Raw genomic sequence first — 24,209 nt, 5'->3', positions numbered from 1 at the left:
TGTGCCCAATCCCCAATCCCCAATCCCCAATCCCCAATTCTGAGTGTTATTACTTAGTTAGTATTAAAGTCTTGAAAAATTTTTAAATTTTCTTTGTTGAAATTTAAATTCCCAGGCGAAACCTGGGAATCCTTATTTTGGGGAGAATGTTACATCTAAGCAGGCAAACTGTTTAGTTGTGGGTATGAGGAAAGTTTAACAATGCCAGTATTAACAACTCAAGTTAAGAAAGACTTTTCCGTTCACGGAGAAGACAGTGAAACTCAACAGCACGGTAGCAATACTACTACAAAGGTACAATTGCAATCTGTAACCAAGACTTATGCTAACGGCACTCACGCCTTATTGAATGCAAACCTTGAGGTAAAAAAGGGAGAATTTCTGTTTATCACGGGGCCAAGTGGTTCTGGTAAATCAACGCTCTTGAAACTGCTGTATGGCCAGGAGTTTCCTACACAGGGAGAAGTAATTGTTGATGAATGTAATGTAGCGGATTTGCGGGGCGATCGCTTGTCATTATTGCGGCGACGAATTGGTATTGTGTTTCAAGACTACAAACTCATTAGTCAACGAACAGTAGCAGAAAATGTCACTTTTGTGCTGCAAGCTCAAGGGTATACCCGTAAAGAAATTCAACGACGTTTAGAACCAACCTTAAAGCTAGTAGGTTTGCTGAGTAAAGCTGACTGCTTTCCAGATCAACTTTCTGGGGGAGAACAGCAACGGGTGAGTATTGCCCGTGCGATCGTTGGTACACCACCCCTACTGTTGGCCGATGAACCTACTGGAAATCTCGATCCCGATAATTCCTGGCAAGTAATCCAGATTCTCCAGAAGTTAAATTCCTTTGGGGCTACGGTAATTGTCACCACCCACGATGAACAATTGGTACGGCGGTGCAATCATCCGGTAGTGCAAGTTCGTAATGGAACATTGTCTCGAAAATAAGTGTTGGGCATGGGGCATTGGGCATTGGGCATTGGGCATTGGGCATTGGGCATTAATTAGGACTAGTCGTTTAACCAAGGACAAATGACAAATGACAAATGACAAATGACAAATAACTAATAAACATGATGTTTTACTTTTGATGATACGGGTACGAAAGGTACTGGTGTTTTGAGGGGTAGTACTTGTAGGCGATCGCAGGCTTGTAAACTCTTAAAAGCTGCCTCTCGCACTACAACTTCTTCCTCTCGGCTGAGTAGGAGTTGCAAGCATTGGACAATATCTTGCTGCACTGAAGAGTCAACTCGCTTACGGCTGATGAATTTACTTAGTTGACCTAGAGCAATCAACCGCTTCAATGGATCTTTTTCTGTTAAATTCATCAACAAGCGATCGAGGTGGTCTTCTTCTCGATTTTCAGAGAAGTTGACAATTTGCCATACCAATAAAATTAAGGTTAACAGGGTTCCTACAGCTTGCGCGATCGCACCAGCAGCAATCCAGTGACTGTGAGAGTCGACCCATATTGCCGCTGCCATGTAAGTGCTGACAGTAGCAATACCGCCACTGATGACTGCTAAAACTAACCGACGATTTGAACTATTTAAGAACTTACGTATTTTAGACCAGCGCAATTGCCAGTCCCACTCTTGCATTGAGTAAACCAATACCATTACTCCAATGCCGATAAAAAGAGCCAGTAGCAGTTTCCAGTTCCACAACAACATGGCAATGATAATTGTCAGGAACCCAAGAAAGCCCCCAGGGCCAGAGAAACGTTTAAATGTTTGCTGCTTTATGGCTCCCTTTGTCTTGAATTTTGGAAGCGACCAGTTCCAGTTGGGGATTTGGTTGATCAATTGCTGCCAAGAAGACGAAGCCTGTGCCACAGTGTTTACCTACTTGATTATGAAATTACCTATTGTATAAGTTTTACTATGGATGAAGAAAGAATGAAGGCTCAAATCACAAAATGCCCGATTTTATAGACAGATAGTAGACTAATACAGCACAGCGCCAATTAACATACCATTTTCAATCGCTCAGAGCAAGGGCATTTTGTACGTAAGTCTTAATTAAAGACAAAAACGAAAGTTATCAAGGGTGAATTGCCCATCAAAAGTACAAAAGGTAACGCTGTAAATGTTATTCACATTTATAGATAATAAGGTATTGGGGGAAATTGCCGAATCGGAATTGGCAAGATTAGAGCCTGGTAGTGCAGTTTGAGCGAGTAGTTGCCGATCGCGATCGTAAGCGGAAAGCACTAGCCGTTGCGAACTAGTCACAAAGGCGCTAACCGAGTTCACGGGACGCAAGAAAGTAGCTTCTAAAAATCCGCTTTTGGGCGCTCCCATTAAGACTATTAGCCCTGAATAGGTTGGAAATGCTGGATTTGATGGCTGTATTGCTAGAGTATTGTGAAAAAGGACTCCCCAACGTTCATATTGGCGCTCTACCGCTTCAAAACACTTCAAGTCTTCTAGGTCTAAACAAATACAAGTAGGTACAGTAAGTCTGGCAGTATCAAGAGCTGGTTCGACCTCTCCCCGCCTAGCTGAAGCTTTAATTTCGTTTTGTATATTCAAGTTGTCAAGCGCAAATTTAGCGTCTTCAATCGTTGGTAGTTTATTTGATTGAAGAGTAGCCTGCTTTACCATGACATCCCGCCTTACTATTACTTAGATAAAAATCAGATTAGTTATACATCAAAAGCTGTGATTTCTACATGTATAAGTAGAATTAACAGCTTATTAAAATAAGCGTTTTAACTATTTTTGATGTGTTGACGCTCAAAATTATTTATCGGTTTTTTGATAGACTACCATAAAAACTTATGCTGGATTCACGCTGGAGCGATCCTCGCTACCATGAAAAACCCTTATAAAACAGTAATTTCAACGTTCAGTTACTTTATTTTTATGAAAAAAAGCACCAAATCTTTACAAGTAATCCAGTAATTTTATATCTACTTAATCTGACGCTAGCGAGAAGTCTGAGAGTGATTGGTTCGCTGATAATAACAATGAGTGGGGAGTTTGAACTAGACACATGAACAGTGCTGAGTGAAAAGACTGCCTATAAAGGACGTTGCTCTTACTAAGTACACAAATATTAAGTGCTTTTTAATTTACTCAGCACTGAATGCGGTAAACATCTAGGGTGACTAAAGGGGAGGCACAGAAATTATCGAATCTTCTCTTCGTGCGCCTGCGCCCCAGGTATCGTGTCTTACTTGTGCCAACGAATCACTACAGTCAACAAAAAAACTTATGTTTCAACCACTAGGATTTGAACAACGCTCTATAAATACCTCACTAGGTAGAATGGTATATTATACTGCTGCTGGAGCGCCTTGGGAGGATAATGTGACTGCCAAAGACGATCGCGAAACTTTGGTATTCTTGCACGGCTTTGGTGGTGGGTCTTCTGCTTATGAGTGGTCGAAAGTTTATCCGGCTTTTGCGGCTGAATATCGGGTCATTGCGCCAGATTTACTCGGTTGGGGTAGGTCTGAACATCCAGCACGGAGTTATAAAATTGAGGATTATTTGATTACGATTCGGGAGTTTTTCGAGCAGACTTGTACTGGGCCAGTAACAGCGATCGCTTCTTCTTTGACCGCAGCATTTACAATTCGGGTAGCAGCAAATCATCCTGATTTATTTAAGTCTTTAATTCTTACCACCCCCGCCGGACTTTCTGACTTTGGCGAAGACTACTCTAGGAGTTTTTTTGCCCAGTTAGTTAGCGTTCCCATTGTCGATCGTTTACTTTACAGCACTGGAATTGCTACTAGTAGTGGTATTCGCAGCTTTTTAGAACAACGGCAATTTGCTCAATCCAATCGAGTTTACGAAGAAATTGTAGATGCTTATCTAGAATCTGCCCAACAACCTAATGCTGAGTATGCAGCACTGTCCTTTGTACGTGGCGATTTGTGCTTTGATTTATCCCTTTACATTCAACAATTAGTCACTCCCACTGCGATTATTTGGGGACAAAAGTCGCAATTTACAGGCCCCTCAATTGGTCGCCGCCTTGCTGAAATCAATCCCTTAGCGATCCGATTTTTTCAACAGTTGGAAGATGTCGGATTGACACCACAGTTAGAATTGCCAGCAGTGACAATTGGGTTAATTCGCAAATTTTTGCCTTTGCTTAATTAACATGAGTAGTAGAGACGCAAAATTGGACTGGGCTTTCGCCTTGCTTTCCTAACGCGTCTCTACATTCTTTTTCAGCAGATGTTTAATAAGATTTCTAGAGAAAATATTATCAACAAAAGTGATATACTATTTGTCTTTCAATCTGATATCAATGACAGTTGCATTGAAGTTGTAGTTAAAGCCTTCTAACTCAAATGGCATCCCAATTTTCACTTTACTGTTACCCAAAACTGGCCCGCTTTCAGTAACTTGGGCTTTACCATCTAAAGTCAAAAGAAAATCTGCACTATAATTGTTTCTTTTTGGATCTGGCAGTTCTTTAACAGTACCATCCGGTTGGAAGACATTGATTGTTCTAGGTAGCTGTTGAATAGATTTAATTTCAATCTGTCCGTATGGCTGATTGCGGATAATCACATTGGTTTTCCCACCCTTTTTTAAACCATTGTCGATTAATTTTTCCGGGTCGCGTACATTCAAACCACGAACTACTAAGTCTACTTCTATGGGTACTGTTTTCGCACCAACTTGGGCAACAGAACCAGAAGTGCCAGGAAAAATAAAGATGCCAAAGATAACTAGCAAAATTACCAGTAAAGCACCTAAATCTAGGAGATTGATTTTGCCAAACAAGCGACCTTTTGAATCTAAAATAGCCATAAAAAGTTTTCCGAGTTAATAACGAAGTAATGGATTGTAGCTAGAAAGTTTACGATGGAAACAGTAATTTTCCCTATTTGGTAATAACTCAAAGTATTCAAGGGTTGCAGTTATGCGACAGTTTATCACGAGTTCGTAATTTCCGAAGAGTCGGCAGCTAACCCTGAAAATTTTACCTGTTATAGCAGATTTCAAGGAAAGTAAGGTACACAAGCTCGCGTCTGTTACCCATATATAAAGCGTGTTTGACTCTTGAATTCTGAATTCTGCTGTAATACTTACGCACCTAGAAAGTAAAATCTAGTGTTTAGGGCTATCTCTAGAGAGAATCTCTAGCCTCCCGCAGTTCGGTCGATTTGAGTCAAGATTATCTGTATAACAACTCCTTTGATATTGAGTTAAGAATGCAACTTAGAATACTCTAAATCCGTCTCATAATTTGTCCCCTCATTTTATGTTCTTCCAAAATAATCTTCAAAGCGTATTATGTTCAATTGGAAAGGTTTTGCTGCAAATTACCGTGTATGGCGGCGTCGCTGGTTTTATCCCCTAATTTCAGTGGTAGTCGCCCTGAGTCTGTGCCTGAGTACACCCTTGCCTGGAAGAACTTTAGATTTCTTACCTCTTTTACTCCAAGGAGTTCAGGCATTTCAGCTTTCTAATATATCCCCTAATCAAGAAGTTGATCTTGGTAAGCAGATTAATCAGGAATTGGTCGGCAGTCAAGTCCGACTTTACCGCAATCCCGAAGTGAATCGTTATGTAGAACAAGTTGGTCGGCGTTTAGCAGCGAATAGCGATCGCCCCGATCTCCCCTATACTTTCCAGATAGTTGAGGATGACGCTATTAACGCCTTTGCGACCTTGGGCGGCTATGTATATGTCCACACGGGTTTGCTGAAAACCGCAGACAATGAAGCGGAACTCGCAAGTGTACTCGCCCATGAAATCGGTCATATTGGCGGGAAACACGTAGTCAAGCAGATGCAGCAAAAAGCCCTCGAAAGCGGTCTATTAACGGCGGCTGGCTTAGATCGAAATTCCGCAGTGCAAATTGGTGTACAGATAGCGCGAGACTTACCACGCAGTCGTAAAAACGAATTTGAGGCCGATCAAAGAGGACTACGAACTTTGACACGCACTGGTTATGCCCAGTCAGCAATGGTCTCTTTTATGCAAAAGCTGCTGAAAAAGGGTGGTTCCAGTCCGACATTTTTGAGTACACACCCCGGAACCAGCGATCGCATTGATGCCCTCAGACGTGCAATTAACTCTCAACCTAGTAATGGAAAATCTGGCTTGGATAATGCTAGTTATAAAGCAAATATTCGACCATTAGTAAGGTCTTGAGGAAATTGGGCATGGGGCATTGGGCATTGGGCACTTGTACTGAGCGTAGCCGAAGTATGGGGCATTGGGCATGGGGCACTTGTACTGAGCGTAGCCGAAGTATGGGGCATTGGGCGTTAGGAGTGCTGAGTGCTGTTAGTGGTAGCGGGGCGTTTAGCCCGTGCTGAGTTAGGAGTTAGGAGTTTTGTTTATCTCCTTGTCCCCTTGTCCCCTCATCTCCCTCATTTCAAACATTGCTCAATTCCTATTGCGGCGATCGACTTTAATTTTGGCTGGATCGACTGTACTTACAACCTCTTCTAAAGGCAGGGTACGGATATAGTTTTTAAAGATATTAACTTGATAAACCAACTGATTTGTCACATCTAGTCCAGTCAACCAGCCACTCCGGGGATGATAAGCGCCAGTATCTATGTCTAGCCATCCCTTTCCTTGTGCCAGTTTACCAGGAGAAACACCCGGCAGGGTAAAGGTAATGGTGTGACCGATGATAATTTGTTTATCTGGAAAGTAGGGTTTTTCAATACTGTGAAATTCCTCTCGTATCCAGCACAGTTCATCGGCAGTTTGTTCTGTCACAGATTTGGAAGGGTCAACACCAGCATGAGTTAACCAAATATCTCCCAAGTCAATGTATGTAGGCAAAGCTTTTAACCAATCCAGATGGTCATCAGGAATGGGAGCCTCTTGGTAACTGGCCACGGTAGCTTGCCCTCCCCCAAACAGCCATGCTTGCATGGTCGAGGAGGAAGTCCTTTCATTCGTCAGAATGCTTAATAACATCTGCTCATGATTTCCCAACAAACATGGGTAGTTATTTTGTTTGACAAAATTAACTACTTGTGCGCTATGAGGGCCGCGATCGATTAAGTCTCCCAGAAAATAGACTCGATCTTCTGACGTGGGGGCGATCGCCTCCAACAGTGTCATTAAACCTTCATAGTGTCCATGCACATCCCCAATTACAATTCGTCTGGGGCTAATTTCGCTCATTGTCTCTTAGCTGCAATAGTTTTGGCTAATACTTCTGCTACAGTTTACGCTGTCTGGTTTCCGCAATGAAAGGTAAAAATACTGGATAATGCTTATTTTAATTTAATTTTTGTACCAGTAATAAACTTAACTTATCAAATATATACAACAGCAATTGTTTTTCAGATATAACTTATAATAACGATGGCGTAAGACTAGCTTTTTCTGCTAATTTAAACTACTTAGCCGAGAATTTAGGCTCTTGCCATATTCATCATTTTTAAGTTCACAATGTCTAATGGTTTTTCTGCTGAAATTAGTTCGCGCATCTGCAAGCACATGAATGACGATCATGCTGATGCTGTAGTTATTTATGCTAAAGCTTTTGGTGGTGTAACAGATGCCAATGCAGCCGAAATGCTGTCAATTGATGCACAGGGTATGGATTTAACAGCGCAAGTAAATGGGGAAACTGTACCAGTTCGCATTCAATTCGATCGTGTTTTAGTAGATGCGGAAGATGCTCATCAAACTTTGATTGCAATGGTGAAGCAGGCGCGGGTTCAGACTAAATAAGAAATGACAAAATAATTGACACTAAATCTGCGATACATTTAATCGCATATTTTTGTACATATATACGAATCCGATTTTATTTCTGAACTGATTTGCGTAGGTAGGCAATAGGCAAGGGGAAAGAAAGCTTCCTAGTTGTACTGAGTTTTTTCAGAAATAAAATACTAGTTCTATAGCAATACTGAATCATTTGTGAAAAACAAAATCCCCGACTCTGTAAAAGTTGTCGGGAATCTGTGGCTTGGTTAAGCTTAGAGGATGTTTTAAAAGTCATGATTGATGTATCAAATATTTCTTTACCCCACCCTAACCCTCCCCTTATAAAGGGGAGGAAACCGGATTTTCTTGTTTCCCACCTTTATAAGGGGGGATTAAGTGGGGTAAGAATTCGATTAAAGTCACAGCTAACTACTTTTAAAACATCCTTTTAGAGTCAAAGCTGTGTTATATCGTAATTAGTGTAAATACTCACCCCGCCAGCCGATACATAATCACTTTTCCTTTCCAATTTTCTTCTACAAATACTAGATGCTCACCATTGGAACGCCGAAAAGCGCGAATACCGTAGGGTATATCAATCCAGCCACTTTCGCTGCCAACTTCTGGGCCTGGTTTTAACTGTTGTACTTGCGCTCCCGTCTTGGCATTGTAGACATATACCTCTGCGGTTTTGACTGTCACGGCAAATACATAGTCTTCCGTCACACTGATTGCTGCTGTAGACACTTCACGCTTCCCGGTGCTGTCATAGGGAATTACAATCCGCCACTTGGGAGTACGATTTCCTTTACTCCAATTGTCAAAACGGGCAATCTCAGATCCAGCAACTCCAGCATCGTCACTAAATGCAGGGCGATCTACCGTAAAACCTGACAAATACATACTATCTGTTTCAGGAAAATATTCGATCCGGCGCAAGTCGTTAAATATTTTGGGAGTAGTTTGCTTTTCCATCGAACTATAGCTGTAGATGGGGTTGCCTTTAGGATCTATTCCCTGTAAAGAATAATGTCGAATGCCATCTTCTGTTCGCAAAGCTTTCCAAACATCTCCTTTGCTGTCTACCCACCAGCCACCGAGATAAGGATAATCTTTACTGCGATCGTATTCGTTCTTTTCAAATTTGCCATTACCGTTGCGATCGCGCCAGATCCATTCTCCTTTTTCTGGTTGATGCGGTGGCCAATTTCCGGTGATAAATGGTAAATCTTTGCTATTAGTACCAACAAACATGCCGGCGGGTATGGCGACTTTACCATCAGTGGCGGGATTAAAACGATAGATTTGCAGAAAGCTGTTATACATATCTGTGAGGAACAAAAACGGCTTCCCTTGGATGCGGCGAACAAAGGTTCCATCTGGCGATGTATGCAGACGTGGATCTTGAGGATATTTGAAAGGATTTAAGGTATAGGCTTTGTAAGTCCATTGCTTACCAGCAGGTTTACTGTAATCCATCAGATAGTGTTCTTGTTTGGTGAATACATCTACACCATCAGTTTTAGGATCGGCATCTGCATTATCGACGAATATCAATCCCAGCGATCGCCACATTAGTTTTCCCGATGGCGAAAATTTCCGCAAATCTGTTCCTGATTTGTTGAAACCATTACTATTTATATAGATATTGCCGGAAGCATCTGTACCAACTCCGGTAAGTCCGTAAAGTTTCAAATCTCGAACTTCACCAGGAACTCCTGCATAGATACCGCCTTTAGTGCCAAAACTACTCACCTGCACTGGCCGATCTTTGATCTCATAAGTCAACATTTGCTGACGCGGGCCATTTTCTGCTACTAACAGCTTACCTTGATGATTAATAGCGATCGCAGTTGGTTCGACGATATCTGCAATCTGTTGGGGCAATTGCTTTCCACTTTGGGAATAATGTAAAATTTTTGCAGGTTTACTACCATTTTTGCTTTGAATAATCCACAGATTTTTTTGTGAATCGATAGTTATTGCTCCCGGATTAGCAACGGCAAAGCTGCGAAGTTTCTTCATCGTATCAGTATCATAAACACGAATCTGGTTAGCAGCAGAATCACTTACATACAACTCGCTTCCCACAGTTGCTAATCCAGTAACTTCACTTTTAGTACTGGTAATCAACATACTTTTATCCCAACCACGCCCATTCGGAAACGGCGCGGGTTTTCCTGATAAATCATAGCGTCTAACGCTATACCAAGTTGTTCCTTCTGGTGGATAATCTTCTTTTGTATCGCCCCTCGAACCTTGAGTCATGGCAATGTAAACATATTTACTATTTGCGGTTACAGCTTTGCCACCGCCACGACTCCAGCCGTGAGTATCCCCAAGGGCAGCAATAACCTTACCATCTTTATATATTCCTGCCTCCATTGCCGCCTCATCCCAATGACTGTTGGTATAAACTGTGCCATCAGGAGCAACATACATGCCCTCAATATTGTTTTGTACCCGCAGATTTCCACTACCAATAGTGTTACCTATCCACGATGTTTTGTAGTTCAGCGCGGCTGTTTCAGTATTGTTTTGTACCCGCAGATTTTCACTGCCAATAGTATTACTTATTGGCGACATTTTGTGTGTAAGTATGGGTATTTCAGTATTGTTTTTTACCCACACATGTTCGCTGACAATAGTATTATTTGTTGATGAGATTTTATGTTTAAGCGGGTGTATTTCAGTATTATTTTGTACCCGAATATTTTCGCTGCCAATAGTATTATGTGTAAGCGTGCGTGTTCCAGTTGTTGCCCAGTCTGTTGTAATTCCAAGGGTAGTAACAATAACTCCAATAGTCAGACTGAGTAAAAAGTTGAAAGTTTTATTTCTTTGTAAATATTTAGTATTAGATAGTTTTTTGATGTACTGATTGAGATAATGACGGAGTTTTTTGAACTGCGTCAGTAATTTATTTGTCATATAATTTTCAGGTTTTAATTATTTATATACAATCATTGTTTATGAAATCCGTAAAAAAATACAACTATTTTTAAGTGGTTAATATCTGGTCTACGTTTGGGTTGCAACAAAAATGGATATAGTCGAGTAAAGGTATTAATATTTACTTATTTTTACATCATAATAGTAAGCATTAATACAAAAATCTTCTATGTTTCTTGCTTTATACCAGCTTTGCTTCCTCCCTATATAGCATTCACATTTCTGAATTGATAGGTATCATATATAGCTATATCAGTGTTATCTGGTTAATAAAAACACAGGTTTAAATCCTTGTTGACGTTGATATATAAATAGTTTATAAATTGATTTTATATACAAAAATTATTATTGGTAATGTGTACTCATAAATTCTATTGATTCAGGTTTAGATACAGATGTAAAAGCGCAGAGATATGCGCTTGTTTTAGTATATTTATAGGCGATACATAGTGGAAAATAAACTAGAAAACTTTACTTCATCATCTGCATCTATTCTCACTCTGGGATTAGGCTGGTTTCCCAAAAGTCCCGGAGGATTAGAAAGGTATATTTATGAACTAACTCATAAATTAGCAGCAAATCAAGACCAGATTGAATTATGTGGAATTGGTCTACCAGAGGCTGAGATAAATTCGCCCATTAAGCTGACTAACTTGGCGAGTCCCGATAGTGCTATTTGGCAAAGATTATGGTCAATTCGCACGAATTTCCAGAAAACAAGAACTAGCAAACCAGATGCTATTAATTTGCACTTTGCATTATACAGCTTTCCTCTTTTAGATATTTTGCCAAAGGGAGTACCAGTTACTTTTAACTTTCATGGCCCTTGGGCTTCTGAAAGTCAGCAAGAGGTAGTTAATAAAAATCTCAGTCTTTTAATCAAGCACTGGTTAATAGAAAAAAACACTTATAATCGTTGCGATCGCTTCATTGTTTTGAGCAAAGCATTTGGGAAAATTTTACACGATCGATATCAAGTACCGTGGAGCAAAATTAATATTATTCCCGGTGGAGTTGATATTAATTGGTTTCAACCAAATTTATCACCCCAAGAGGCTTGTGCAAAGCTAGACTGGCCTAGTAATCGCCGAATTATATTTACATCACGCCGCTTAGTGCATCGAACCGGAGTTGACAAATTATTGCAAGCTGTAGCTATAATTAAGCCCAGAATACCAGATGTTTGGCTGGCGATCGCAGGTCGCGGTCACATTCAAGCTGCACTACAACAACAGGCTACAGAATTAGGACTAGAAGACAACGTTAAATTTTTAGGTTTTCTTCCTGATGAACAATTACCTATAGCTTATCAAGCTGCTGAATTGACTATTATGCCTAGCCAATCTTTTGAAGGATTTGGATTAGTAATAGTTGAGTCTCTAGCCTGTGGTACTCCTGTTTTATGTACTCCAGTTGGGGGAATGCCAGAAATTTTATCAGAATTTTCACCCGATTTAATTACTACTTCAACAGAAGCATCAGCTATTGCTGAAAAATTAGAGCAAGTGCTTTTGGGTAATCTCCCCATACCTTCACAATCGGCCTGTCGCCACTATGCTACCACACACTATGACTGGAATCAAATTGCCCAGCAAGTACGGAATGTTTTATTAACTTAAACAAGTAATTTGAAGAAATTATAGGGGCACTACATGAGCCAAGTTAGATAAAATAGAGGTTTAATGAAAATACTTTTCTTAGATCAAAGCGGTAAACCAGGCGGTGCCGAATTATGTTTAATAGATATTGCTAAACCTTATGGCGATCGCGCTTTAGTAGGTTTATTTGCAGATGGCCCATTTAAACATTTACTACAACAAAATTATATCCCAGTAGAAGTTCTCGCAACTCAAGCAATCCAAGTTCGCAAAGAAAGCAGTTTGCTACAAGGATTCAAGAGTTTGGGACAACTTGCACCTTTAATTACTAAGGTAGTTAAAAAAGCGCGTGAATACGATTTAATCTATGCCAACACCCAAAAAGCATTAGTTGTCGGTGCGTTGGCAAGTTTTTTCAGTCGTCGCCCTCTGGTTTATCATTTACATGATATTCTTTCCAAAGAACATTTTAGCCCAACTAATCTTCGTATTGCTGTTAACCTAGCTAATCGTTTTGCATCATTAGTAATTGCTAATTCTCAAGCTAGTCAATCTGCCTTTGTACAAGCAGGAGGACGCCCAGACATCATCGAAGTTGTTTATAACGGCTTTAATCCCAAAAATTATCAAACTGATGAGTCTGACATTCAGAAATTACAGCAAAAGTTAGGATTAGAAGGGAAATTTGTCGTTGGACACTTTAGCCGTCTTGCACCTTGGAAAGGGCAACATATTTTAATTGATGCCCTTGCGAAATGTCCGCATAATGTAATAGCAATTTTAGTGGGTGATGCACTGTTTGGCGAACAAGATTATGTCCAACAGTTGCACCAACAAGTTCGTGAACTGGAATTAGAAAATAGAGTCAAATTTTTAGGATTTCGTTCTGATATTCCCCAGTTAATGGCAGTTTGTAACTTGGTGGCACATACCTCTACTTCACCAGAACCTTTTGGTAGAGTGATTGTAGAGGCAATGCTATGTGAAAAGCCTGTAGTTGCAGCCAAAGCTGGAGGTGCAATGGAATTAGTAGAACATGGACTTAATGGTTTTTTAGTCACACCAGGAAAACCCCAGGAACTTGCACAAGTAATTACTACCTGTTTACAGGAGACGGAAATAACTGCAAATATAGCTAAGAATGCCAGGATTACTGCTAGTGGGCGTTTTGATATTGCAACTATTAATCAGCAAATTTTCCAACTGCTGTCTGATATCATGTCCGCTTAAATAGACATAATACCCGTGCTAACCCCACCCAGCTAAAGCATAGCTTTTACTTTCTTCCTCACTTGCAAAGGGGTGCTTTTATGATTGATAATTAGACGGGCATAATAATATTAAAAATTAGTACAGCCTTGCACAAGTTTGCAGCGAATCGAATTTAAAAACTTTGCCTTAGTGTGCGAATATTTACACCAAGTTGCTGTATTTAGCAATGCTCTATGTCATATAAATAGTGTAATTCAGAACACTGACTAGAAAAAACTCTATCTTATATTGTTATTTCTATAAATGATACAACAGAAATACATTTAACAATCTTCTGCGACTTTCAACTACCCACATTTGGTAGATAAAAAGATTTTGCTGACCATAACGCTGTATTATCAAAATACATCGCAATACACAACACCCAAGGCAAACGCATCTAAATTACTCTCGATCGCAACCAAGGTTAAGAACCAACGACAAAATCAGCATTTCTCATTTGGTTTAGTTTCCAAGACTCAAAGCAATATCTACGACAGGCTGTGACGCTCCTGCGGACGCTCGAGTACTCGCTACCGCTTCCTAACGCTAACGCTACGCTATCAGTGACGCTAAATTTATGTCAATAAGCGGGGATTAATGCGACTATTTTCGAGCCATTGAGAATAAAATCCTTTTGTTGACATGATGCGTTTGCCCTGACACAAGACCGAATCAAACAGATAAGGAACACAAATATTATGCCTTCAACTACAACTTACGCTTACGATGCTGCTGGCAATGTGATATCTGAGAAGATAGACAACAACAGTGATGGGATAATAGACTCAGTTATTACCTACCGCTATAACCAGACATCCTTTAGCGAAGACAACAATGGCGACGGCATAGTTGATTATGCCGAAACCTCTACTTATGATGCCAACGGCAACAAAACATCCGAAAGCCAGGACTACAGCGGCGATGGCATAGTTGATTATGTCTATACCTCTACTTATGATGCTAACGGCAAGTTGACATCGTATAGCGGTGACATCAACAACGATGGCATAGTTGATTTTGTCTCAACCTATACTTATAATGCCAAGGGCAAGCGGACATCCTTTAGCTCTGACATCAACAACGATGGCATAGTTGATACAGTCGAAACCTCTACTTATGATGCCAACGGCAAGTTGACATCCTTTAGCAATGACTCCAACGGCGACGGCATAGTTGATTTTGTCTCAACCTCTACTTATGATGCCAACGGCAACCGGACATTCTTTAGCGAAGACTCCAACGGCGACGGCATAGTTAATATAGTCGAAACCTTTACTTATGATGCCAACGGCAAGTTAACATCCAAAAGCGGTGACTACAACGGTGACGGCATAGTTGATTATGTCGAAACCTCTACTTATGATGCCAACGGCAAGTTGACATCTACGGAAAGCTTCAACGGCGACGGCATAGTTGGTAGAGTCTTAAGCTATACTTATGATGCCAACGGCAACCAGACATCCTTTAGCCGTGACTTCAACGGCGACGGCATAGTTGATAGAGTCGAAACCTATACTTATGATGCCAACGGCAACCGGACATCCTTTAGCGAAGACTACGACGGCGACGGCATAGTTGATAATGGCTACACCTCTACTTATGATGCCAACGGCAAGTTGACATCCTCTAGCTATGACAACAGCGGCGACGGCATAGTTGATTATGTCTCAACCTATGATGCCAACGGCAACCAGACATCCTATAGCCGTGACGACAATGGCGACGCCATATTTGATTATGTCTCAACCTCTACTTATGATGCCAACGGCAACTTGACATTCTCTAGCGAAGACAACAATGGCGACGGCATAGTTGATTTTGTCACAATTGATAATACTTATGATGCCAACGGCAAGTTGACATCTTCTAGGCGTGACAACAGCGGCGACGGCATAGTTGATTATGTCTCAACCTATACTTATGGACGCACATCCGCCAGTTATGACTTCAACAACGATAGTGTAACTGATGCAGTTGGCATCTACAGCTACGATTTGAGCGGCAAGCTGATTTCACAGAAAATTGACAACAATAATGATGGTATCTTTGATCGAGTGACTGCCCTAAGTTACGATGATAACAACAGACTAGCTGCACAGCTAGCTGACCTCAACAATGATGGCATCGCTGAGGAGATTACCACTTACAACTACGATGCCAATGGCAAAGTAACTAGCGCAGATATTGACAGCAACAGTGATGGCACTACTGATGCAGTTGCCACTTATCTGTATGATGCCAATGGTCAACTGATTAGCAAGACCACCACAGAAGGAACTGTGCCAAACCAAAGCTTAAATGGTGGCAATGGTGCAGACACGCTCACTGGTGCGGCTGGTAACGATCAAATTAAAGGCAAAAACGGTAACGATCAACTCCTTGGATTAGCCGGAAATGACAAACTAGTTGGTGGTCATAGTAATGACATCCTTAAGGGTGGCGCTGGCCGTGATACCCTCACAGGAGATTGTGGCGCTGATAAATTTGTGTTCAATAGTCTGAGTGATTCGCTGCTGTCTGGCTTTGATAAAATTACTGATTTGAAAATCGATGAAGATAAAATAGATGGGCTGTATGCAGTTGACGCTACTAATTTAGTTCAACTTGGCACTGTTGCGAGTCTAAATCTTTCCGATGTACAGCAGATATTGAGTGCAACTGCTTTTGTGGCTAAAGGTGCGGCAACTTTTACCCTTGGTACAGAGAATAAGGGGCAGACTTTTTTGGCACTCAATGATAACACTAATGGATTCTCTGCCCTCACGGATGCTGTGATTGAAATTAGTGGCTACAAAGGTAACTTAGCCTCCTTAGCAGTTGTCTAATCATACTACGGTTCAGGTGTGACTATAAACCAACTAATTCACGAGATTCAAAATCAGAAAGTTGTTGAGCGATCGCTAATCTTGCTTCCAACTTAGCTACACTAAACTGGTTACGCAGATATTCCAAATGGGCGATGGCATTTGCTTTCTCGACAGTTAATCGAATTTGGGTGTCTATTGCTTTCTGATATTCCTGATTCACAAGCAACACCTCAAAGCGACGAGCCTTGCGTTGAGCATCATTCTTCAAATCCATCTCAAAGGCGGCGGTGCGGTCTGCATTGCCTTCAAATCGGTTAACTTGGTGCTGCACTGCCATCAACTGAGAATCTATTTCATTAGCCCGTTGGGCAGCTTGTGCGATCGCAGCTGGATAATGACTCAGTTGCATCATTTAATAATTTTCCTCTCAGGTCAATAATGTAGTGTTTAAGTATAAGACCAACCCTTGAATTTATTTACCAAAAGGCTGTCACAGAGCAGTTTTACACTTAACTCAGCTTGGTGGAAGCTATATATATATTATAGTCCAAATGTATTGAATTAGGGGAAAAAAAGCGATGCCTGAAGTGCAGGTATGCCAATTATTTTCCTCTAATTATTTACAATCATTTTCCTAATTTTTCGCTAAAATAAAGTTAAAATAAACTCTCAAAAATTTTTATCTTTACTCTGTATGAGCTAAGTTTTTAAGTTTTTGAAATTAGCTTTAGACAAAGGAGTAAAAATGAATATCGATCGTCATTAATTTCTAGAGATGTCTTTTGAATAACACTATTAATTTTGCCTTTTAAGATTAAGTCCGCCCATATACCCATGACTTATTTAGCCGTCAGACTGAAGTCTGCGGCTAATAAAGTAAGCCTGCATAAGCAGGCTAATTATTTTCTGCTAAATTCTACACTTTAGCTCAAGCTGCTTCCCGCAGTTGTGGTTGTGACGGCACACTCACCTCTGGAAATGAAAGCGAGAGTTGTTCGGCTTGAGGTACTGCCGCTTGCTGCAAAACTTGAACTTCAATATTCACGCTGACCAAATAACTACCTGTATCAACACCAACTGCTTCAGCAATAAGTTTAGCAATGTCTGGGCGTTTGGCAGTCAGCGGGTCACGTAAAATACACCGATCCCATTCATGCTTGGCAGTCGGATTGAGGTTGAGAATATAATGCTTCATCATCGAACTAACCCTTGAATCCATCTTCCAGAAGGTTTTCACAGAGCCATTATGCATTTGGCTAGGCTTTGTGGACGCTATATCTATTATAGTATATTTGTACTAAATTGGGCGATATCTGAGTCAGAAAGTAGGAAATATATCATGTCTAGCTAATTGCTATATTCCCTAATCTATGCGGAAAGCTCAAAAATCCCTTCGCTCTTTGGTCTTACAACAGTTTTCATGTATTTGAACCACACTTGTCGTAGGGGCGCAAGGCCCATTGGTGTCAACTTAACCCGAAACCCGCTTGGTGACAACGTTTTGCTCTCACCCCCAGCCCCTCTCCCATCCGTGAGAGGGAAACTAGACATTCAATTCCCCTTCTCCTTTGGGAGAAGGGATTAGGGGATGAGGGTGTAAGGGATTTGCAAAACGCCTGTCTGATATAGTTTTCGGCTTAAGTTTACACCAATGAAGGCTTTGTGCCCTTAGCGCGGGACACGATTAAGCCGTTCCACATTTAACTTGCATAATTAGCGTAGGCTTTTCGGTCTATGCCACAAGAGTTATATAAATAAATTAGATGTCGTTTAGCTTATAAATCATTCGTAAAAGCGTATAGGTGTGTCTTAGCTATATTCCCGTGCTACATCCAATTAGTTAAAGGACTTCTAACAAATAATCAAAGCGCAATGTCTAGGATGGGCAAAGCCAACGCCAAATTTATCTATTCCTTTCTTCTCCAATTTAGTGATGTCTCTAAATTCTTAATCCCAGAAAATCTGCCTATAGGTAAATTCTAATACAAAGGTATTGCAACTAAGCTTACAAAGCAACACCTTATATTTATGTAAATCGCTATATGGTAGATATCTATATTATTGACCTATTTGTAATTGGTCTACTTTTACTGATGGTAACTTTAGGGTCGGGTTGGATTACTCGCTTACCCCTTTCTTTTGCCATCATCTACCTAGTGGTTGGTATTTTTTTAGGCCCTTATGGCTTAGGGCTGATTGAATTACGTCGAGATGACGTTTTTAATACCGAACTGCTGGAGAAAATAACAGAACTTGTCGTGATTATTTCTGTGTTTAGCTGCGGCTTAAGAATTGTTCGGCCTCTAAAATTAGGGGTTTGGGATATTACAGTGCGATTGATTGTATTTCTGATGCCAATTTCAATTTTTGCTCTGGCTGTTGTGGGTAAATTCTTTTTAGGGATGAATTGGGGAGAAGCAATTTTATTAGGAGCAATTCTTGCACCTACAGATCCAGTATTAGCATCAGAAGTACAATTGACCAGTATAAATGACCAAGATGAGTTGAGATTTGGTTTAACCTCTGAAGGTGGATTAAATGATGCTTTAGCTTTTCCCTTTGTTTATTTTGGTCTTCATGCTTTAAAAGATGACAACTGGGGTAACTGGTTTAAACAGTGGATTACAGTTGATTTGATCTGGGCGATCACATCTGGCATTATTATGGGAATTATTGTTGCTAAATCTATAGTTTGGATTGAACAAAAAATTCAAAAACGCCGTCCTGCCGATAAGTTAATGGAAGACTTTACTGCTATCAGTACAATTCTCATAACTTATTCCTTAACAGAAATGGTTAATGGCTATGGATTTTTGGCGGTATTTGTTGCTGGCTTAGTTGTCCAACGCAGTTACAGAAATTCTGAAAAACCGATAGAACAATTAGAATTTGTTGAGCAAATCGAAAAACTACTGGAAGTTGGGACAATTTTACTATTGGGTTCAATATTATTATTGAAACCAATACTCAATTATGCTATGCAATCTGTGTTAGTAATAGTTTTGTTATTCTTGATCGTCAGACCTTTAGGAGTTTGGATTAGCACAATAGGTAAACGTCCTCTAGATTCACGCCGCCGAACCTTCCACCCAGGAACTCGGTTGTTATTTGGATGGTTTGGGATTCGCGGTGTTGGTTCTTTATATTATCTAGCTTATGCCTTTGGTCATGGTTTGAAAGGTGAGGCAGCCGAACAAATTGCTTGGATAACTTACACTACTATTGTAGCCTCGGTAATTGTGCATGGCATTAGTGCAACTCCATTAATGAAGTGGTATGAGCGCAATTTTGCTAACAATAAAAATACTACTCCTCCCACCACAATAGATGAATTTGAGTGAAAATATTTCTTGTATGTAGCGACTTTCAAGACAGTCGCTACAATTTAATTTTCTGAATTTGCTTCAAACCGGAGAGGCGCTTTGATTCTTAAATTCTAATTTCTTTGTTTGTAATAAAGCGGTTCAGGTTCAGTCTATATTCCCTATTTTCCTGTCACTTTTTCAATAACTTCTTTCGCTTTTTCACCAAAACTTTCTGGGGGATTTTGTTCTTGTTCAGCCTTCAAATTTCTTTCGTAAGTCTTCTCTATAGTATTAAGATTTTTTGAATCTTTTATTGCTTGCTCATAAGCTTCTTGTCGTTCTTCTTCTTGAATACCAACACCTGGGTCAAATTCGTTAGCACGATTAATTTTTTCTTCAGAATTTGGTTTATACTCTGGAGGTATTAGTTTTAATTCTTCAAGAGTAGTTGCGTGACTAGTTTGCTGAACAAAAATGAAAGAACCTGACAAGCTGATGAAAACCATCAAGCCAACAACCAAAAAGCTTGAACGTAATGCTTGTTTTAAACTTAATAGAATTTTTTGCATGAAAAAAATCTCCTAATCTTTTTGTTATGAGCCTTTTGAGGTAGAAGATAGATTGAATATCTTAGGCTCACAGGCATCCTAAGTGTTTAGGTACAGTTCTTTCTTCTACCTCAAGGTATATTAATTTTTAGCTAGGGTAATCTTATTCACAAGACTAAAATCCCCGACATCTTAGAGAAGTCGGGGATCTCGTTGTTCTCAAATGATTTAGTAGGAGGACAAAATTGTGCCACCTTACCCGTGTACTTTTTTCAAATGATAATCCCTATAGTCAAAGATTGTCGTGCTTACTAACAATACCATCTAGAACTCAACTTTTGGACTAATAGTTCAAATCGACTCAAGTAGACTGATATTTTTACTTTTCGATCGAATAGACACTTATGACCAACTATGATTAATTTTTATTCCTCGGCTTTGCATTACCTCTTCAAATAAATTTGTTGGTAATGCTTCTTCTACAGGAAAAACTCCAGGTTTTTTGAGTTTACCTTCTAGCAATAATTGGGCAATACTACCTGTGCCACAACCAGAAGCCACAGCAGTATTTTCATGCACGACAGTTGAGCAATAAACGGCTGTTTCACCATTTTTCTGCCCTGTAACCTCAGAACGAACTGCTACTCCAATTCCACTAAAATTATTAGTGACATCTGTCATTGAATGGCTGACATGAGACAGAAATTCAATCATGTAACGACGCTGCATTAACCACTTGGGAAAAACGTGTGCTGCAATCCAAGTTAGATGATTATAAAAATCTGGAACGGAACCAAACTTAGTAATTACAGTTTTCACTGATGGGAATGCATGGGGCAGTGTAAAGGTTTCTGGCATATCAAACCAGTAAACTCCGGTGCGTCCATATGGAGGTGGAAACTCAACTACTTCTCTTTCACTATAAGGCTTGATTATTTCCCATTTTCCATCTATCCAAGTCTCAAAAGGATACTGCAACCCAAGAAAAGTTGTCCGCATCACTGTAATGCCAGCACCACCAGAACCAGAAACTAAATAACTTAAATGGATCTTTTCTGGTAGCTGAAATTGTTCAATTCCCTGACGTACCATGCTGTTAGAAATACCAGGAAAAATGCCAGTATTAATAATTGCTGTCACGCCAGCAGCAGCAGCTTTTTCATGATAATTCAGAGCTTTGCTGGTATAAGACCGATGGTCGCTAACATCTAGATAATTAACGCCTTCAGCAATACAGGTTTCGAGAACATTAGTATCTCGATAGTGAAATGGCCCGGCACAATGGATGACTAAATTAGAGTTTGCGATCGCATCTCGCAATTTGTCAACTTCTGCCAAGTCCAATACCAAAAACTGCACTTGTCCTCCTGAAGACAAGCTTACAGCCTTCCCAAACTCCGCAGAACGTCCAGTAATCGTAATTTGAGCCTGCGTATGGGTAGCGAGATCCTGAGCAACACTGCTACCAATCCGCCCTCGTCCACCAAGAATTAAAACGCTGTCTGTCATTACTCCAGCATTCGCAACACTAACTTAATTTGACCAGTTTTGTGTCCTGTTTGCCATCGGTTATAAGTATGACTTACCTTTCAATCAAGGCAGAGTTTTCAATTATAGTTAAATCTGCCTTCTTCACGCCTCAATTTGCCTAACTACTGTTAGCGCTGAATAACTCACCCCAGCAGTACCTTCGCCGGGATGGGTGGAGTCACCAACTAACCACAAATTCTGGATTGGTGTCCGATTGGCGAACCCAAAGGGGCCAAAGGTGGGAATCCTTTGACCGATGCCACCAACTATACCGCGATCGCGGGCTGTAAAATGGGCAAAGGTGCGCGGTGTTGCGGCTTCTTGATAAATAATCGTTTCTGGTTTGAGATAGAAATATTGGGCAAGACGAGCGATCGCTTCTTGGGTAAACTTTTCTTTTAGTCCTTCATAATCATCAGTCTGCCACCACTGTGCGGGATCGACAAATGAAGAAGCAATAATTGTCGCTTTCCCCTCCGGTGCGCGACCATCTCCAGGATGACTGACGGAAACAAATAGGGAATTATTCTCGCCAATGGGGCCATTGACATCATACAGAAATTGCAGGTGGGGAGGACACCCAGGCGGAATTGCGCTGGCATCTACACCCAAATACACCACAAAAGCACCCGATGCTTGGGGCAATTTTTCCACCCGATTTTTATATCCAGATGGCGCTTGTTCTTTCAACAACTGCACCAAATTTTGCACGGTGACGTTGCTAACTATGTGGTCGGCGGCTTCTGTCCAAACTTCGCCAGTTTTCTGATTTCTAATAACAATAGCAGTAGCTTTACCGTTTTCTACTTTGATTTCTTCTACTGTGTGGCGCATCAACAGTTTGCCGCCGTCTCTCTCTAAGGATTGTACCAAGCGATCGCTTAATACTTGCATACTTCCCTGGAGGTGAAACAATCCTTGGGGCAGTTGGGATACACTCAACGCTGTGGCTGCATAAAGTAATGCTGTGTTTTCTGCATCCACCTGGGAGTATAGCTTCAGTTGCAAATCTAAAAAAGTCCTCAATCGCTGGTCATTTCCCAGTCCGCACAACCGTAAAGCATCTCCTACCGTAAACAAGGTGAAGGGTACGGTAATTAATGTACTCGGACGCACCGCCTGAGTTAGCTGCCACAAATCCCATAAATTACGCGGTGGTAGCACCGGGTCGCGTCCTTGAAATTCCCAACTAGCAGCAAATAAAGTTGCCATCAACTGCCAAAACGGTTCGCTACCAGGAAACTGTTTTTGTCGTTCCTCTTGCCATTTCTCCTGGTCGCGCCAAACGTTGATAGGTGTGGTTTCCCCAGGTAAATACACTGCACAAGCAGGGTCGCAAGGCGTTGCTTCCGGTAAATCTATGTCCAATTCTGAGAAAATCCGGTGGTGAATTCCCCCTGGTTCTAACCCCGCCACCTGAGTTGCGCCCACATCAAAGGTAAATCCTTGGCGTTTAAACGTGGAAGCACAGCCTCCCGGTACGAGGGCTTGATCCAAAATTAAGACACTGTAACCCCTATGAGCTAATAATGCCCCAGCAGTCAGTCCACCTATTCCCGCACCAATAACGACGACATGAGAGTTACTTTTGTCAAGAGAAATGCTGGACATTGATTATTTTCTTTAAAATTCTTAATACTTTTACTCATAATTTTACCTTAATCTCAAAGTTCAATGGGGTCGAAGGGTGCTAGTGTACACAAGTCATCGAATTACCCCCTTAATCCCCCCGATATATTGGGGGAAACCGGAAAATCTGGTTCCCTCCCCTTTATAAGGGGAGGGTTAGGGTGGGGTAAATTTACCCCTAAATGCAAGTGAGTAGACTGTTTCAAACTTGTGTATACACCATAGCCTTACTAAGGAGAGGAACAGATTTTGCGTAGCATAACCTTTCTTAAGCTATCTCAGGGGTTGCACGATAAATCTTAAATGGCCTCATCAAAAATTTGTATGTACACGGGGGTTAAGGGGGATCTAAAAGTGCCTATATTCACAGCAAAACACTTTTCAAACAACCTCTTAATTTGACACGCTACCCTAAACCCAAAAAATTTGAAATCAACGGCAATAGATTGCTGCATTGTTCAACCAACTTTGTAGCACTGGGTAAACTAGAAATTGTTCCTTTTAAAATCTTTATAGCCGTTTTCGCCGCCTTTTGCATCGCCCCCTCTTGAGGATTTTTCCCAGCTTCTGCTAAAGCTTTCACTTGTTCTAATGCCTCAGCTTTATCTTCTGGCGGTAAATTTGTATCAGCCTCAATTGCTGCTTGCAATTGCGTCAGCAAGAGATTTTTACAGAGATTTTATACAACTTTACTCTGCAATATTTCGGATTTTGGGAAAATAAAGAAAATACAAAAATTTTGGATGTAATACGCGGTATAAGAGCATGACTGCGTGCCTTTACCTTTGAATGCTTAAGGTATCATCAGCAATATTGAAGTTGGTGTCACCATACTTAAGCTGTAGCTATCAATATTGCAACTGTAGCGGTTCCACAACTTATGGGAGCAACTCCCGAACTTATGGGAGCAACTCCCGAACTTATGGGAGCA

18 protein-coding genes and 1 pseudogene are annotated in these 24,209 nt (G+C 40.7%); 8 read left to right on the top strand and 11 right to left on the bottom strand.

The annotated features are described in order from the left end of the window. The first annotated feature begins 201 nt into the window (after nt 1-201). A complete protein-coding gene (gene ftsE / locus RMY64_RS17830; protein WP_322700746.1) occupies nt 202-948 on the top strand; it encodes a cell division ATP-binding protein FtsE in 747 nt (248 codons plus the stop codon). A 116-nt stretch (nt 949-1,064) separates the two neighbouring features. Here the strand turns inward: ftsE and RMY64_RS17825 are convergent, their stop codons facing one another. Both RMY64_RS17825 and RMY64_RS17820 read right to left on the bottom strand, forming a co-directional pair. Further along, nucleotides 1,065-1,838, bottom strand: coding sequence for an armadillo-type fold-containing protein (locus tag RMY64_RS17825; RefSeq protein ID WP_322700745.1), 774 nt, complete (start codon nt 1,836-1,838; stop codon nt 1,065-1,067). Nucleotides 1,839-2,024: 186 nt separating this feature from the next. Further along, nucleotides 2,025-2,609, bottom strand: coding sequence for a hypothetical protein (locus RMY64_RS17820; RefSeq protein WP_322674841.1), 585 nt, complete (start codon nt 2,607-2,609; stop codon nt 2,025-2,027). Nucleotides 2,610-3,221: 612 nt separating this feature from the next. On the opposite strand from RMY64_RS17820, the gene RMY64_RS17815 reads away from it, so the two are divergent. Then, nucleotides 3,222-4,118, top strand: a complete 897-nt coding sequence (locus tag RMY64_RS17815) for an alpha/beta hydrolase (protein WP_322700744.1) — start codon at nt 3,222-3,224, stop codon at nt 4,116-4,118. A gap of 126 nt (nt 4,119-4,244) precedes the next feature. On the opposite strand, the gene RMY64_RS17810 is transcribed toward RMY64_RS17815, so the two are convergent. Further along, nucleotides 4,245-4,778: a DUF4330 domain-containing protein gene (locus tag RMY64_RS17810; protein WP_322674839.1), complete on the bottom strand. Its 534-nt coding sequence runs from the start codon at nt 4,776-4,778 to the stop codon at nt 4,245-4,247. A gap of 486 nt (nt 4,779-5,264) precedes the next feature. On the opposite strand from RMY64_RS17810, the gene RMY64_RS17805 reads away from it, so the two are divergent. Next, nucleotides 5,265-6,128 carry a M48 family metallopeptidase gene (locus RMY64_RS17805; protein WP_322683692.1) on the top strand — a complete coding sequence of 288 codons (864 nt, stop codon included), beginning with the start codon at nt 5,265-5,267 and terminating at the stop codon, nt 6,126-6,128. 237 nt (nt 6,129-6,365) lie between these two features. Here RMY64_RS17805 and RMY64_RS17800 read toward each other — a convergent pair whose 3' ends face one another. Beyond that, a complete protein-coding gene (locus tag RMY64_RS17800; protein ID WP_322683693.1) occupies nt 6,366-7,121 on the bottom strand; it encodes a metallophosphoesterase family protein in 756 nt (251 codons plus the stop codon). A 270-nt stretch (nt 7,122-7,391) separates the two neighbouring features. On the opposite strand from RMY64_RS17800, the gene RMY64_RS17795 reads away from it, so the two are divergent. Next, a complete protein-coding gene (locus RMY64_RS17795) occupies nt 7,392-7,676 on the top strand; it encodes a DUF2470 domain-containing protein (protein WP_322674836.1) in 285 nt (94 codons plus the stop codon). A 468-nt stretch (nt 7,677-8,144) separates the two neighbouring features. Here the strand turns inward: RMY64_RS17795 and RMY64_RS17790 are convergent, their stop codons facing one another. After that, nucleotides 8,145-10,586 carry a hypothetical protein gene (locus RMY64_RS17790; RefSeq protein WP_322700743.1) on the bottom strand — a complete coding sequence of 814 codons (2,442 nt, stop codon included), beginning with the start codon at nt 10,584-10,586 and terminating at the stop codon, nt 8,145-8,147. Between the two features lie 470 nt (nt 10,587-11,056). Here RMY64_RS17790 and RMY64_RS17785 point away from each other — a divergent pair, with 470 nt between their 5' ends. From RMY64_RS17785 to RMY64_RS17775, 3 genes are all read left to right on the top strand, one after another. Then, nucleotides 11,057-12,226 (top strand): glycosyltransferase family 4 protein, encoded by a 1,170-nt coding sequence (locus RMY64_RS17785; protein WP_322674834.1) that lies wholly within the window; start codon nt 11,057-11,059, stop codon nt 12,224-12,226. 63 nt (nt 12,227-12,289) lie between these two features. Then, nucleotides 12,290-13,435 carry a glycosyltransferase gene (locus RMY64_RS17780; protein ID WP_322674833.1) on the top strand — a complete coding sequence of 382 codons (1,146 nt, stop codon included), beginning with the start codon at nt 12,290-12,292 and terminating at the stop codon, nt 13,433-13,435. 722 nt (nt 13,436-14,157) lie between these two features. Beyond that, nucleotides 14,158-16,284: a bluetail domain-containing putative surface protein gene (locus tag RMY64_RS17775; RefSeq protein ID WP_322683698.1), complete on the top strand. Its 2,127-nt coding sequence runs from the start codon at nt 14,158-14,160 to the stop codon at nt 16,282-16,284. Nucleotides 16,285-16,306: 22 nt separating this feature from the next. Here the strand turns inward: RMY64_RS17775 and RMY64_RS17770 are convergent, their stop codons facing one another. Together RMY64_RS17770 and RMY64_RS17765 are read right to left on the bottom strand one after the other, a co-directional pair. After that, the gene (locus RMY64_RS17770; RefSeq protein ID WP_322674831.1) at nt 16,307-16,678 is read right to left on the bottom strand and encodes a hypothetical protein; all 372 of its coding nucleotides are present in this window, start codon (nt 16,676-16,678) and stop codon (nt 16,307-16,309) included. 516 nt (nt 16,679-17,194) lie between these two features. After that, nucleotides 17,195-17,464: a hypothetical protein gene (locus tag RMY64_RS17765; RefSeq protein WP_322700742.1), complete on the bottom strand. Its 270-nt coding sequence runs from the start codon at nt 17,462-17,464 to the stop codon at nt 17,195-17,197. A gap of 844 nt (nt 17,465-18,308) precedes the next feature. On the opposite strand from RMY64_RS17765, the gene RMY64_RS17760 reads away from it, so the two are divergent. After that, nucleotides 18,309-19,607: a sodium:proton antiporter gene (locus RMY64_RS17760; protein ID WP_322700741.1), complete on the top strand. Its 1,299-nt coding sequence runs from the start codon at nt 18,309-18,311 to the stop codon at nt 19,605-19,607. Between the two features lie 143 nt (nt 19,608-19,750). Here the strand turns inward: RMY64_RS17760 and RMY64_RS17755 are convergent, their stop codons facing one another. From RMY64_RS17755 to RMY64_RS17740, 4 genes and pseudogenes are all read right to left on the bottom strand, one after another. After that, on the bottom strand, nt 19,751-20,140 hold the full coding sequence (locus tag RMY64_RS17755; RefSeq protein ID WP_322683700.1) for a hypothetical protein: 390 nt from the start codon (nt 20,138-20,140) through the stop codon (nt 19,751-19,753). Nucleotides 20,141-20,521: 381 nt separating this feature from the next. Next, nucleotides 20,522-21,628, bottom strand: coding sequence for a saccharopine dehydrogenase family protein (locus tag RMY64_RS17750; RefSeq protein ID WP_322683701.1), 1,107 nt, complete (start codon nt 21,626-21,628; stop codon nt 20,522-20,524). Nucleotides 21,629-21,751: 123 nt separating this feature from the next. Next, the gene (gene crtD, locus RMY64_RS17745; protein ID WP_322700740.1) at nt 21,752-23,260 is read right to left on the bottom strand and encodes a C-3',4' desaturase CrtD; all 1,509 of its coding nucleotides are present in this window, start codon (nt 23,258-23,260) and stop codon (nt 21,752-21,754) included. 424 nt (nt 23,261-23,684) lie between these two features. Continuing rightward, a pseudogene (locus RMY64_RS17740) lies at nt 23,685-23,939 on the bottom strand (hypothetical protein); the annotation flags it as partial. Between the last annotated feature and the right edge of the window lie 270 nt (nt 23,940-24,209).

Source organism: Nostoc sp. DedQUE08 (assembly GCF_034530895.1).
Lineage (GTDB): Bacteria > Cyanobacteriota > Cyanobacteriia > Cyanobacteriales > Nostocaceae > Nostoc.
Note: the sequence above shows the minus strand (reverse complement) of the source record. Positions and strands in the feature narration are given on the sequence as shown.